8 protein-coding genes and 2 tRNA genes are annotated in these 14,669 nt (G+C 57.0%); all 10 read right to left on the reverse strand.

Features of this window, described 5'->3' with window-relative positions:
* Nucleotides 1-14: 14 nt before the first annotated feature.
* Nucleotides 15-91, reverse strand: a tRNA-Arg gene (locus HMPREF1121_RS04005).
* A 35-nt stretch (nucleotides 92-126) separates the two neighbouring features.
* Nucleotides 127-203 (reverse strand) — tRNA-Arg (locus HMPREF1121_RS04010).
* A gap of 800 nt (nucleotides 204-1,003) precedes the next feature.
* Nucleotides 1,004-1,534, reverse strand: a complete 531-nt coding sequence (locus HMPREF1121_RS04015; protein WP_044114860.1) for a shikimate kinase — start codon at nucleotides 1,532-1,534, stop codon at nucleotides 1,004-1,006.
* Nucleotide 1,535: 1 nt separating this feature from the next.
* On the reverse strand, nucleotides 1,536-3,590 hold the full coding sequence (locus HMPREF1121_RS04020) for an HD family phosphohydrolase (RefSeq protein WP_044114861.1): 2,055 nt from the start codon (nucleotides 3,588-3,590) through the stop codon (nucleotides 1,536-1,538).
* Nucleotides 3,591-4,550: 960 nt separating this feature from the next.
* Complete coding sequence (locus HMPREF1121_RS04025; protein ID WP_009432215.1) at nucleotides 4,551-5,234, reverse strand: lipoprotein; 684 nt, start codon at nucleotides 5,232-5,234, stop codon at nucleotides 4,551-4,553.
* 95 nt (nucleotides 5,235-5,329) lie between these two features.
* Nucleotides 5,330-8,020 carry a zinc-dependent metalloprotease gene (locus HMPREF1121_RS04030; protein WP_052353591.1) on the reverse strand — a complete coding sequence of 897 codons (2,691 nt, stop codon included), beginning with the start codon at nucleotides 8,018-8,020 and terminating at the stop codon, nucleotides 5,330-5,332.
* An 11-nt stretch (nucleotides 8,021-8,031) separates the two neighbouring features.
* Nucleotides 8,032-10,635 (reverse strand): zinc-dependent metalloprotease, encoded by a 2,604-nt coding sequence (locus HMPREF1121_RS04035; protein ID WP_044114862.1) that lies wholly within the window; start codon nucleotides 10,633-10,635, stop codon nucleotides 8,032-8,034.
* Nucleotides 10,636-10,837: 202 nt separating this feature from the next.
* Entirely contained in the window at nucleotides 10,838-12,331 is a 1,494-nt protein-coding gene (locus HMPREF1121_RS04040) for a hypothetical protein (protein ID WP_156946046.1), read from the reverse strand.
* Nucleotides 12,332-12,352: 21 nt separating this feature from the next.
* A complete protein-coding gene (locus HMPREF1121_RS04045; protein WP_044114864.1) occupies nucleotides 12,353-13,195 on the reverse strand; it encodes a DUF4843 domain-containing protein in 843 nt (280 codons plus the stop codon).
* A gap of 12 nt (nucleotides 13,196-13,207) precedes the next feature.
* Nucleotides 13,208-14,656, reverse strand: a complete 1,449-nt coding sequence (locus tag HMPREF1121_RS04050; RefSeq protein ID WP_044114865.1) for a RagB/SusD family nutrient uptake outer membrane protein — start codon at nucleotides 14,654-14,656, stop codon at nucleotides 13,208-13,210.
* Nucleotides 14,657-14,669: the final 13 nt, after the last annotated feature.

Here is a 14,669-nt window from a genome sequence, read left to right on the forward strand (position 1 = left end):
GGCGCTTCTCCTTGTGGTGACCCCGACAGGATTCAAACCTGTAACCTTCTGATCCGTAGTCAGATGCTCTATTCAGTTGAGCTACGGAGCCATTCCGTCCTTTAGTAGTATCGTCTCATCTCTCCGTGGTGACTCCGACAGGATTCAAACCTGTAACCTTCTGATCCGTAGTCAGATGCTCTATTCAGTTGAGCTACGGAGCCATTCACTTCTTGAGAGGACTCTCTAAAGATTTCGCTTGCAAAGATACACCTAATTTCCGTTTCCACCAAACGAATCCGCAGAAAACAGCAAGACAACCACCTCAGAAGCCGAGGGCAGATCGAGGAAGTGCCTACCAGCCGTCATCGATTTCCTCGGCAAGACGCCCCGCTCTGGGGAGCACCTTTGTTCTCACGCTCAATGCACTCACGGCGATAGACAAGGCGGGTATTTATAGCGCCTCGCAGATGAAGTACTATAGGGAGATACTCCGAACCTATAGTGGTTTGCGCGTCGACCAATACGAATCGCCCCGATGACCTATATAGGGTTGTTGCTTCGCATAGGGAGAAAAAGTTGCGGACGAGCGGCAGATAAGTTTGGACTACGTACGTGGTCCTAATATCTACGTACGTGGATCTTTGGATTGACGTGCCTGGCCGTTAAGACTACGTGCGTAGACAGAGAAAAAGCACTAAGGGAAGGCGCTTTTTTCTCCACAAGAACAGCACTTTTTCCTCCGCTGGATAAGAGGGATACTTGCGAAAAAGCGAAGGGCTTGCGTGTCACTTCGGGGAGGCATATCGTGGGGCTGGGTATGCGATGCCTTAGCTCTCTAAATAGAGGACAGGACTCGGGGCAACAGTCTCCGATAGCGCTTTGCCCGCAAACAACTATTGCTTCTACCCAACTACCCTACGACTCGCTACCAGAGCGAAGCACAGAAGCGAGCCGACAAATAAGCACGCCCCACCGACAGACAAGTGCTGTCGGCGGGGCGTAGCTGTATGCTTATGTGGGCTTAGCGTGCGAGTTCCTTCGCCAGCTCGAGGGCAAAGAGCTGCTCCTTCTGCGGCGTGTCCACGTGGTCGATCTCGCAGATGCGGTGGGCACGGCTATAGATAGGCTCGCGCACCGCGAGGGTGTCTTGCACGAAGGCGAAGAGCTCTTCCCCACTCTTGTCACGTATCGTCGGGCGCGTGCGCTTGCACAGCTCGAGGCGCGCAGCGAGGATGGGCGTAGAGCAGCGCAGGTAGATGACGTGCCCCGCCTGCAGCAGGTGATCCATCGTGTCGGTATAGCAGGGCAGCCCGCCTCCCGTAGCGAAGACGGTATCGGGCATACTCATCAGCTCCTCGATAGCCATACGCTCACGGCGACGGAAGACCGCTTCGCCGTGCTCGGCGAACATATCCGTGATGCGCTGGCGGAAGCGCGTCTCGACGAAGACATCCGTATCGATGAAGCGCCACCCGAGGGCTTCGGCCAGATGGCGCCCGATGGTACTCTTGCCCGAGCCCATGAAGCCGACGAGGAAGATGGGGTCGTGCATGCTACTTCTTATCGGGGTAAGCGATGCGCGCGTGGTACATCGTCTTGAGCTTGAGGTAGAAGACTTCCTTGATCTCCTGTATATCGTGGAAGGTGAGCGGCGTGTCGTTCAGCAGCCCTTCGGAGACGATACCATCGACGATCTTCGCGATGAGACTGCGGATGCCCTCCTCAGTGTACTCACCGAGACTACGGCTGGCTGCCTCTACGCTATCGGCGAGCATAAGAATCCCCTGCTCCTTCGTATAGGGGTTAGGCCCTGGATAGGTGAAGGGCTCAGGGTCGACGACCTCGTCGGGATGCTCGTTCGAATATGAATTGTAGAAGTAGCGCGTGGTGCTGCGCCCGTGGTGCGTGCGGATGAACTCAATGACGGGGTCGGGCAGACTGTGCTTCTGCGCCAGCGTGATCCCATCGAGGACGTGGCGGATGATGGCGCGAGCACTCTCGTGGTAAGTGAGGTACTTGTGGGGGTTGTTCGCAGCCGAATTCTCCGTGAAGAACTCAGGGTGAAGCATCTTCCCGATATCGTGGTAGAGCGCCCCTGTACGGATGAGCTGGGCATCTGCACCGATCTTCGTAGCGGCAGCCGTAGCGAGGATAGAGACTTGGTACGAGTGCTGGAAGGTCCCTGGTGCGATCTCCGACAGCTCCTGCAGCAGCGGCATATTCGTATCACTCAGCTCGACCAGACGCACGCTCGACACATAGCCGAAGATACGCTCGACGATGAAGGCGAAGATATAGGAGAACATCAGGAAGATCAGGTTCACCCCGTAGAGGAAGAGCTGGATCCAGTAGCCGCGTGAGATAGCTCCTTCGTGCCCCCACTCGACGATCATCGAGGCGCCGATATAGACGAGGAAGACGAGGAAGGCGGCACGTATGATCTGCCCGCGCGACGTCAAGCTCTGCAGTGAGAAGAGCGCCGTGAAGCCCGCCGAGAGCTGGATGAAGATGAAGGCCAGCGGCTCCGAAGGCACGAAGTACGCTGAGGCAAGGATCGTGAAGAGATAGGTATTCAGCGCCAGATGGCTCCCGAAGAACGCACGCAGCAGGATGAGAAGCATCACGTACGGGATCACCTGAATGGGGAAGAACTCCGTGCGAGCCTGCAGCTCCGTCAGCGCGACGAAGGCAAAGAGCAGCGTGAGGAGCAGCACGAAATTGCGCGGCTGCTGGAGGAAGGGCTGGCAGAAGAGGAGGATATAGACGCCGAGGATCGAGAAGAGCAGGAGCAGATAGAGGAAGAGCCCGACGTTGATGATCGAGGCGGTATCTCCGCCGAGGCGATTGACCTGCTCGATGTTGTACGAGCGCAGGATATTATAGATATGGGGGGTGACGATCTCCCCACGGTCGATGATACGCTCGCCCTGCTGCACCATGCCCGTAGAGGCCGAGAGGCTGGACAAGGCATCATCCAGCACCTTCGCCGTGTACTCCTTGTCGTAGCGCACGTTGTCCTCGAGGTAAGAGGCGACGCTGAGCTTCTGTAGCTCCGAGCGCTGCAGCCCCGCCTTCTCCGCATGAGCAAAGATCATATCATACACTTCCTTCAGACTATAGAAGGTCGTGATAGGCGTACGCGTGAGCACATTGTCCGCCCCGAGCAGGTTGATCTCCAGATGCCCCTCGTCCTTGAGCGAAGAGAGTGCCGTAGCCTGCATCATGCCTCGGGTGTAGTACTGACGCAGCTCTTCCTTGAGGAAGTTGTAGTACTCACGTGGCAGCGTCTTGCTGAAGCTCCGCTCGTAGTCGTCGTGCAGCTGGTTGAGCTTGCGAGGCAGGAGCTCCGCATTGTACGTGTACACGGGCAGCGTCTCCTGACGGATGCTGTCCTGCTCCATACGCATCTGCTCGGCGGACTTGTAGATGGGGAAGTCGTACGGCGCCGTGATGAGGTCGTACGACCAAGGCTTACCTTCGCTGAAGGCATACTGGAAGCTCCTATTACGGGGCGCCAGGAGCATGATGACGAAGGCCAGAAGAGCGAAGGCCAAGAGCACACGGAACGCCTGCCCTTGGACGATCTTTTTAATGGAGAATGAGAACATATCTGCTAAAGGGTTGCTTCAAACAAAGATAACGAAAAGCACCCGAGAGCACTAAGCGACAGCCCGCCGCCCATCCTCCTGCACCCTACCGAGAGCTGGCTAAGGGTCATAAAAACGGATTACCCCCAAGGTACCATACGGCACCTCAAGGGCAACTCCTTAGGATAACTCCGTGGACCTTCACAGGGGCACGAAGCACAAGACACTCGCCCATGAGGGCGAGCCACACACTCTATTTTGATACTATTCTGCTGACCAACGGGGGCTCTACGACAGGGTGCCCCTCTGCTTAGTCCTCGCCAACACAGTTACGACCGCAGTCGCTTCCCGCTGGGAGGACACTTAATAATGAAGGCGATGGTGGCGGCAGCGTGGTGTCTCATAGCGTGCATGTGAAGATGTAAGCGATCTAATCATAAGCACTACAAATGGATGAAACAACAATGAACACGTAGCAGCCTACCCTCCAAATTGGGTAGCCCGTAGGAGGCACATCACTCCAAGCCCTTCTCAATCATACGAAGAGGCAAAGAGTATCCGTTGCACTCCACAAGCAAAGGTACCAAATAAAGTCACATCATCAAGCACCAGAGAAAGTGCAAGCACCCACCGAAAAACCTCCGTCCCCCTGCGCCAACTTCCCTATCCACGTACCAAGTCCTTATATCCCCGCACGTAAATCCTAAAGACTACGTACGTAGATCTAAGGACTACACACGTGGATCTAACTTTACCTCTACAGGAGGGCAATAAATACCCGTGAGCTAAGCACGACTTCGCCTACTCCTCCACACCTGTTATAAGTAGTGGATGGTGCATCACCCTATAAAGTAGCGTCCCCGCTGCTGAGCAGTGAGGACACAAAAAGCCCCACCCTGACGAGCTGAGGCTCATCAGGGCGGGAGGCTGTATAGGGGGAAGTAGGCTCGGGGGAGAAGGGGGGCTTCGTCCGCCTCCCCGCTACAAGGTCATCCCGATACGCAGGATGAAGCCCGTCGCTCTGTAAGGAATAGGCTCTCGGTCAAGCAGAGGATCGCCGCCGGAGGAATTGCGCACCGTGCTGACCCCGACGCCACAAGTGAAGCGCCAGAGATCAAGCCCTACCACAGCCGAGCCGTAGAAGCCAAAGACTCCATGCATCGGAGCAAAGCCATAGCCAGGACGCAGATCCACAAAGGGCTTAATCGGACCACGGACGGGTAGATAAGCACGGAGATGCCCATAGACGGGGATCACCATATCTACCGTCTCGGTCATAGCATAGATGAAGCCAGAACCGATGCCGAGGAAGAGGCTTCGATTGAAGCGCGCTCCGTAGCTGGCGAACAGCCCTGCATGCTGGCGCTCAGAAGGCCCGAAAAGGTAACCCGCATCAAAATGCCAGTTGAGATAAGGCGTACGAGGCTCTTCATAGAAGGAAGCTCGCCCCGTGGAGTACTCGATGCGCTCTAAGTCGGAATAGGGACAGATGAGGAGGGAGCCATCACGGAGGCGAATCTTCACCTGCGTATCGGGGAGCTCCTCGATGATCTGACCATAAAGGATCGAGCCATTCTTGAGGTAAATGGTGTCGTGCGTGCGCTGCGCCTCGGCCAGACAGGCAAACATAAGGCACGCCAAGAGGGAGAGGAAGAGACGTTTCATGGATACAAAGTTAGCAGAGTCGACAAAACAAGTCCTCCCCTCACTCTTCAAGAGAGATGAGGGGAGGACTTTAGGTAAAGGAGCAGGCGAGATGCCTACTTCGTGATCTTCTCGAGCTTGCGCAGGAGCGTCTGGTAGTGCATGCGTAGGCTTTCGCTCTTCGTAGAGGCCAGGGCCTTCTTCAGCAGCTCTTCAGCGCGATACTGCAGGGGCAGGTAGAGGTCGCCCGTCATGTTGATCGCAGAGGTGAAGAGGTCAGCAGGCTCACCGTAGCTATTCCCGAAGTTGAGGTAACCGACAGCATCGAGCTTCGTGAGCGGATCATCCGAATGGTCGTGATCCAGTGAGCAGAAGTGCGAGCCGCGGAGCTTAGGCAAGAGGGCGATGAACTCCTCATCGCTCATACCCTCGGTACGGACAGGCTCACCAGCCTTGGCAAAGCCCGTAAGCTCAGCGATCGTCAGAGCAGAGCGACCCGTGGTCTTCGCTACAAGATCCTCCGTATAAGAGGTGATGTAGCGGACGTAGAGCTCCTGCAGATGCTTCTCTGCGGCAGTGAGATCCTCACGGCCCGCCTCGGTCTTCGCAAAGACACGGGCATAGACATCATCGGCATACTCCATAGGAGAGTAAGACGTCGAGTCGAGGTAGTAGCTCATGCAGAGGTTATTGATATTGCGGATCGCCATAGCACGCGTCATAGCACCGACGACGACGTAGGGCGAAGAGCCTCCCAGATCACCCATCGTAGCCTCGAGCGCATCATTGCGCAGGCTATCGATAGAGAGCGCCTGGTCGAGGAGCCACATAGCCGAAGCCTTCTGCTGAGCCTTAGGCACGACCTTGTAGCGAGGGAGGCCAGAGGCTTCGCTCGTCTGATAGAGGTAGATACCAGGGACATTGATGAAGACATTCGACACGTAGCGCAGGGCCTGATCGGAGATACCTTCGTAGAGCGTAGCACGATGCTGAGCCTCCTCGTCGCGTGGGAACCACTCGCCCAGATGAGCGATGATGTACTTGAGGTTCTTCAGCCCGAGGGTGCTGGCAGCTATGGGGTCATTCGACAGGTCTTCCTCGATAGAAGAGGGGTCGTAGCGGTAGTCGCCGACCTGCTGCACGCCATAGCGGTACTCGGGATCAGCAGCATGCTTCTCGATGAGCTCATTGAGATAGCGAGCTTCCTCGATGGGATTGCCCTTGCTGTCGGGGAAGTAGCGGTAGGTCCAGTCGACGGCATACTTATCGTACGTACCGACGGTGGGAGGGTCGAGGCTCACAGCACGGTCTTCGGGCTGGGCAACATAGTTGAAGCGCGCATAGTCCATGATCGAGGGCGTCGTACCGTGCACGGCCGTGAAGGAGGGCGAGCGGAGCGAGTCGATAGAGTATGCAGCCGATGCAGCCATGTTGTGCATGAAGCCGAGGGTGTGGCCGATCTCGTGTGCGATGACGTACTTGAGCGACTTGGACATCAGCGTATCGGGGAGCTTCATCGCGCGGACGAGGGGGTCGACCTGAGCCGTTTGGACGAAGCGCCAGTTGTTGTTCAGCTTCGAGACATCACTCCAGACAAGTACCGAGGCATTGATGATCTCACCCGTGCGGGGGTCAGCCCAGCTGGGACCCATAGCGTTCTCGGTAGCGATGGGTACGTAGCGGATACAGTTGTACTTGAGGTTGTCGGGGTCGAAGTTGGGGTCATCCGTGGGGAAGTCACGCACCTCGATAGCGTCCTTGAAGCCGATAGCCTCGAAAGCCTTGTTCCAGCGCAGCGTACCTTCCTTCATCGCAGCCTTCCACACTGCGGGGAAGGTATTCTCGACGTAGAAGACGATGGGCTTCTTGGGGCGAACGAGCTGACCAGCCTTGTAGGCAGCGACATCCGAGGGCTCGAGGCGCCAGCGCTTAGCGAAGCGCACGGCCTCGATCTGCTTGGACTCGGGGTCGTAAGCATTCTTCGAGATGTGGAAGACACCGATACGCGTATCAGCCAGACGGGGCGTCATCGGCTCCTCGGGCAGGCGGAGGATGGTGAAGGTCGCCCCGAGAGTCACGGGGTAGTCCTTCAGCGGGCTCTTGCCCCCACGCGAGGAATTGAGAGTGATGCGGTAGCTACGGTCGATCTTGATGGAGACATTGTCCTCGAAGGCCTTGATCTCGCGGATGTAGCCGAGATCACTCTGTAGGCTTGACTGCACCTGATAGGAGCCGAGGCTCTTCCCGATCAGCGGGAAGTACTTCTGATCCTTCGTGACGAGCGAGGTGATGTCGAAGACGACGGCGGACTTATCCTTGTTCCACGCCTTGATGGGGAACTTATAGAGGGCGAGGTCCGTGTAGCTGGGAGCGAAGGTCGGACGAAGCTCCTTCTCCAGCTGCCCGGTGAGGTAGGGGTCGGAGTTCACCGCCTCGAGCACGATAGCGCTGTCACGCTGAGCGAAGCGCATGTGCACGGGGTTAGAGTTCTTGAAGCCGACCATCCCGAGCTGAGGATTGGAGATGGAGGAGAGGGTGACGGCGACGAGGATTTCCTTGCCGATGGTCTTGACAGGGAGCTCGACGTAGAGCTTATTGTCCGTCTTGTGCAGGGTGAGGAAGTCGCCCTTAGCCGAGACGATGGGCTTATCAGTGAGGATCTTCTCGTAGGCACTCTTCTCGGGTGCCTTCTCCGTCTTGGGCTTCTTCTTCCGCTTGAGGAAGTCGAAGATCCCCGCATGGGCCGTAGCAGGAGCCAGCGTGAGGGTCACTGCAGCCAGGAGGAGTGCTATCTTTCTATTGATCATCTTCGGGTAGTCTATTTCTTAGCATCGAGGAGCTTCGCGACCTTGAAGGCCAAGGTCTGGTAGTGGGCCTTGAGCGTGCGGTCCGTCGTGGAGGCAGCGCGCTGCTCGAGTAGGGGGCGTACCTTCAACAGGGCAGCGTACATGTACTGCTCTGACGTATCAAGGGCAGGGACGTTGGCCATAGGATAGATGCTTGCCGAGGGGTCGCCACCACCATAGTTGACGCGGCCAGACTTGAGAGCATCGCTGTAGTCCGTCGTAGAGGTGAGGCTGATGAGCTTGCCACCGACAGAGGCGGGTGCACCGGCGAAGCTGTAAGGCATACCAGGCGTAGCGTTGCGGGGATTGACCGTACCAGCGACAGACTTGTCGATGAAGGCGATCTGCATCAGACGCTCCATGTGGTTGGGGCTCTTACCAGCGATCGTCGAGGCGAAGGTAGCCTGATAGAGGTCGTCGAAGTATTCGCCGAGGCTGTACGTCTTCGAGTCTACCTGCGAAGCGATGATGATACGTGAGCGCAGGTCATAGATATCCTTGACGAGGAACTCGAGGAGCTGATCGTAGTAGCTCACGTCTATGAAGCCCTTACGCTCGAAGTTGCGGTCAGCCTTGCTCTGGAAGTCCTTAGCCTGACGGAGGAGCCACTGGAAGGCTTCGCGCTGCTTAGCCTTAGGCACGACCTGATAGCGGGGCAGGCTCGTCGAGAGGCGGCTCTCCTGACAGACGACACCACCGACGAGGCTCATAGCATTCTTGAGCTGGAGGTAGTAGCCCTGTACGATAGCCAGATAGAGGCTCTTCTTCTTGCGGCTATCGGGGTCGTTGGTGATCCACTTAGAGAGGTTCGACTGGATGAAGGCAAGGTTCTTCATCGTGAGTTCGGCCGTCTTGATAGGATCGTTGCCGAGGTCTTCGGTGCGGACGGTGGGGTCGACAGCGTAGCGCTGCTCAGGAGCATAGCGGAGGTAAGGCTCGCGAGCACGCTTGTCGACGCGGCTCAGCAGTTCCTTAGCCTCAGCAGCGGGATCACCCTTGAGGTCGAAGTAGCGGTAGCCCCAGTCGATAGCGAAGAGGTCGTAGATACCGAGCTGGTCGTTGATGAGGCGTACCCCCTTGTCAGAGGGCTGAGCGAGGTAGTTGTAGGTCACACCGTCGAGGATAGAGGGTGTGAGCCCCGACTCCTTCGTGAACTTAGCTGAGCGGAGCTGGTCCGTGGTATAGGATGCCGAAGCAGCATAGTTACGCAGCAGGCCGAGGACGCTCCCCATCTCCTGCGTGACGAGCTGCGAGAGTGACTCTTCGAAGAGAGCCTGTGGCAGACGAGACGAGCGCACCTGTGGGTCGACAGCAGCCGTACCGATGAAGCGCTGCTTGTGCATGAGTGCCTCTACATTATTATAGATCGTGAGGTTCCCGCTGAAGATCTCACCCGTGCGGGGATCCGTCCAGTTGGAGGCAGCTATCGTCTCCTGGCTATTGGGGATGTAGCGGATGCAAGAGTACTCGAGGTTGTCGGGGTCGAACTGCTTATCGTTCTTGGGGAAGTCACGTACCTCGATAGCGTTGCGGAAGCCAGCGGCTTCGAAGGCCTTATTCCAGCGAAGGACCCCCTCACGGATGGGGCGCTGCCAGCTGGCGGGGAAGGCGCTATCCAGATAGAAGACAATCTTCTTCTCGGGCTCAGTGAGCTGACCCTTAGCGTAGGCCTTCTTATCCTTGGGGACGAGCTGCCAGCGGTGTGCCAGATAGACGGGCTCACTCTGGTCAAGGTAGTCGGGGAAGGAGACCTTGCGCGTCGTCTGATAGCCTACGCGGGCATCAGCGAAGCGGGGGATGGCGTTGGAGGCTTCTACAGGGAGGATCGTATAGGTCACCTCAGCCGTCAGAGGCATGTCCTTAGCGACGGTGAGCACACCCATGAGAGAAGCGTTCACAGAGAAGTTCATCTCGACACGGACGCTGGCGTTGGAGTCAAAGGACTTCAGCCCCCTGACGAAGGTCAGGTTGCTATTGCGCGAAGAGGTGATCTTGAAGGGACCCTGCTGCGAGGGGACGATCTCGAAGAAGGGGCTGGACTCCGTGACGAGCGAATTGATCTTCAGGACGACAGCGGAGCTATCAGCCTTGTATACCTCGGGGGTGAAGGACTCGACCGACTGGTCACGGTAGTTCAGCTCGAGGGCCTTCTGCAGCTCGGGCGAAGCGTCACGGCGATAGACGATGGAGTTGGGTGCCTTCATGACGATGACGCTGTCCTGCTTCTCGAAGCGGAAGACGATAGGAGCGGAGTTCATCGAGCCGACAGCCAGATAATCGGGGTCGGTGGTCGAGGTGACCTTGGCACCCATCATCAGCTCCTTGCCGAGGTACTTCGTGGGGAGCTCGAGGTAGACATTACCATCGATCTTGTGGAGGGTAACGAACTTCCCGCGGGCGGTCTCGACCTTCTTGTCCTTGAAGAACTTCGTGTACTTGTCTTCTTCTTTCTTCTCCTTCTTGGTGTCGTCACCGAAGGCGCGAGAAGAGAGAGCTGAGGGAGCCGCAGCGAGGCTCAGTGAGCCCGCAGAGATGGCAGTAGCCACGAGCAGGCATCGGATACAACTCTTGTGCATGGATGGGGATTATAGTGTGATACTTGATTCAGTGGTGGGTGAGGCTGAAGGGCCTCCTGCTCCTGCGGTGCGTCCTTCTCTCGGCTAAGCCGCAAAGGACGACCGAAGCCCCGCAGCCTTATCCGTGGAGGAAGAGGCTACTGGGGCGACGGAGGAGCGAGCCTCCTCTCCGCGGGGTATGGTGCGGGGAGGAGGCATGATGTTAGTTGTTGAACTGACGGTAGACGATCTGCTTGATCTTACCCGTGATACCTTCCTCAGACTTGAGGAGGACGGGGGTAATGCCCGCTACATTGTAGCTGTAGATCGAGCCAACCAAGCCTGTGCCTGTACCGTTAGCCCCGATGAAGAGGCGGTTGTCCGACGTCAGAGCCATCGAAGCAATCGTCTGCCCTGCGGGGAGCGAGATCCAAGCTGGGTGGGTCGTCGCCGTAGTGTTCGCCATATTGTAGAAGTACACCTTGTCCGCAGTCGCTACGAGCGCAGCCGTACCACCGAGGTTAGGCATCAGGTGCGTAGGCGTGCCTTCGGTGAACTCGACAATGGAGACCGTAGCACCATCGACATTCTGCGACTGAGTGAAGTCCCCAGCCGTGAGGCGAGCGACGAAGTACTTGCTATCCGAGTTGCGCTTGAGCAGCAGCAGGGTGTAGTTATAAGTATAGTTCCCTTCACCAGCGCTCTTCATATCGATGAGCGTCATGCCCTCGAAGGGGTTCGTCTCCTCAGGAGCCCCACCAGGGAAGGCACTCGCCGTAAAGGTACGCACCTTCTTCACTGAGACGCTTGAGCCAAGGGTCATATACAGCAGGTTGCTTCCCGCATTGTCGAAGAAGGCCATGCCCTCACTGATACGTGTACCCGTCAAGGCACGCCAATTCACGATAGCCGAGGCGAGCGAGTAGCCCGAGGCGACACGCGAGAGGTAACGATCGTGCTTCTTAGCTGGGAAAGTAGCCGACTTCTCCATCTCCCAGACGTTAGCTCCCGAGATGAAGTACTCCCTGACCGTAGCCTGATTGCCACTGGCGTGGCTGAAATCTACGGGGTTCGTGAAGGAGATACGAGGTGTGAGGACCTTCAGCGAGTCAGCCGACACACGATAGTAGCGTGTGGGGAGACCGAGGGCGATACCGAGATAGCTACGAGATGCACCTGCACCTGGCACATAGCGGTAGAAGACCATCGACTGGGGATCCCCCGTCATATCGATGGTGGGATTGCTTCGCCCAAAGGCGTCGAGGTCAAAGGCATCCGTCTTCTCCCCGCCAGGCAGGTAGGAGAGGATGGTCTTCCCTTCGTTGCTCGCCAGGATGTACAGCCCGTCGACATAGCGGTAGGGCACGTCGATAGTGAAGCGGTAGAAGTAGGAGCCGTCAGGCGTGTACATACGCAGACGAGCATCATGCTTACCATAGCTCGTAGGGCTATAGGAGAGGTCCTTCTCTGTGGAGACGACCACACCATCGACGATCCACTCGTAGGAGGGCGTCACGGATGCGCCCGTCGTGATGGTATATGCAGGCGACTTGATCACGGTGACCTCACCGAAGGTAGCCGTCTGCACCGAGGCGATGGGCTCTGTTACCTTGACGACAGCCAGAGGGTGATCGCCATTGACCGAGTGGTCCTTGTAGCAGGAGGAGAAGAGTGAGAGAGCCAGGAGAAGGCCCAGTGACTTATAGATCTTATTCATCTTCATTCGTACTCTGTGAGGTTAGCGATACTGAGCTAAGAGACGCACCAGAATTGCTGGCTTCTCTTCACCATGCTCATCCATATACTTCTCGAGGCGGAGCAGGAGGGGATATTGGACATTAGCATCAGTCTTGTATAGCGCCTGCTGCACGGGGTCTTCCCCATTCTTGGGGAGGCCGTAGGCATTGATGAGCATACGGTACTTCCCCTCACTATACTTCCCGAGATAGACATCCTGGAGGAAGGCCCACCAGAAGGGGATCTCGAGCTGGTTCGTCACACAGAGGACGACTGTATTGCGTTTATTGACCGCTGTACGCAGGTCTGCCGTAGGAGACAGATGCAGCGTGATCGTGTCGTACTTTAGGAGGGGGACGTCACCAGGCTCCATATCCGAGAGGGCATCAAGGAGGGTGCGGACACCGTCACGGGTGACGATGTACTTCCCGTTCTCCTGCTGCACGGTCGAGATCTTCGAGCGATTGAGCTGCAGGGTGAAGGAGCCCTTGATGGAGTCTGCGGGGATCGTATAGGTATCCTGGAGCGCATCAAACTGCTCGCCCGACGTAGCGGTAGAGCGAGACTTATCAAGCTCCACCTTATAGCTCAGAGGCGACGAGGAGAGCTTACCGAGGAGGTTCACATCGAAGGTCAAGGGGATCTTCCCATTGTTGTCCTCGAGGAGGGCGAGGTTCTGTACGACGATGGTATCTGCCCCCGAGTTAGGGAAGTAGATCACACGTGACTCATTGTAGTAGCCATCCTTGCTGTACTCTCCGTCGTAGATGTCCGACTTGGAGCAAGCGCTGAGGAGACCGAGAGCGGCCAGGGCAAGCGAGGCCAGTGAATATCTTCTGTTCATTGTCGTGGGCTTTTACTTGTTACCGTAAGTGAGCTCATCCTGAGGCCAGGGCAGGACAAAGATGCTGGAGCTCGGCTGGATCGTACTGCTCCCGAGGAGATCAAGGAAGGAGGAGTTGAAGTGCTTCAGCGCAGGGAAGATCTGGCCTTCACCTGGCATCTCACGCATATACTCCTTGACAAGCTCTGCCTTGAAGTCCACCTGCGTAGGCAGGTCGCTCGAGGTGAGGGCGTTCAGACCACGGCTCTCGCGCACCTTGTTCAGAGCGGCAAGCGCTGCGGTAGGATCGGAGGAGTAGAGGGCTTCTGCCTGGATGTAGTACATCTCTGGCAGACGGATCAGGGTCAGCCCACGCTGCGCAGTGGTTGCAGCTGTGGCTTCCTCCGAGCTGGACGCAAAGCGGATGAACTGCTGGTAGGTATCTACATTGCGGTAGAAGGCTGCCTGACGATTGTCGATAGCACCCGCGGCCGCCCCCGTGACAGCATAGAGCTGATCGAGGACGCTTCTGCTGTGTGCCTGGACACCTTCGTCGGTACCAGCGACATTCTTCAGGAAGCGAGTAGCGAAGTCATCGAGGAAGCTATTCGCATAGAGCCCGAAGATCAGCTCGCCCGTGGCAGGGAAGCGACGTACAGACTCGAAGGAGTTACGACCTGCAAGCTTAAAGCTCGCCGTATGATCGGTGACCTTCTTAGCGTACTCAGCAGCCTTTGCCGAGTTCCCCATCGCCTGATAGACACGCGCCTTGGTAGCGTAGACCGCATACTTATTAAAGTGGATGGCACGGCGTGACCAGAAGTCCGTAGACTGCGTACCATCGAGGCTCACCGTCTCATCGATATCGGAGAGGAGGCGCTCAGCTTCGTCGAGGTCCTTGAGGATATTCTCATAGGTCCCTGCGACGGTGTAGACCGTACGGTTCTTGAGGTTGAAGTCATACGAGTAAGGGATACCGCGCGAGTCCTTGCCTCTCTGGTAGTCCTCGGCGAAGAGACGCACGAGGTCGAAGTGCAGGAAGGCACGCAGACCGAGGGCCTCGCCCTTGAGCTGGGAGAGGTGGCTACTGCTGAAGGAGGGCGACTGGAGGTTCGCCAGGATATTATTGACGTAGGAGATGACCTGGTACTGCCCGAGCCACAGGCTGTAGATCTCGGCCTGTACGGACACGTCCGTGTAGTTGTAAGCGCGGGTCTTCACTGAGGTCGAGGTCGCACCCGTAGAGCCAAACATCTGAGCGAGCTCGTCGACGAAGCCGTTCGTCATGCGCTGTCCGTAGAGGTCCGACTTAGCCATCGTCCCGTAGACACCATAGAAGGCATCGTAGTACCCCTGGAGCGAAGAGAACTGGACTTCCTGCAGGAGGGTACCCTTAGGCTGGACATCGAGGAACTTATTGCACGAAGGCAGAGCCGCAAGGCTCAGCGCTCCGAAGGCTATATATAAAGCTGTCTTCTTCATAAACACACTTCTC

It is taken from the genome of Porphyromonas sp. KLE 1280 (assembly GCF_000700805.1).
Classification (GTDB): Bacteria; Bacteroidota; Bacteroidia; order Bacteroidales; family Porphyromonadaceae; genus Porphyromonas; species Porphyromonas pasteri.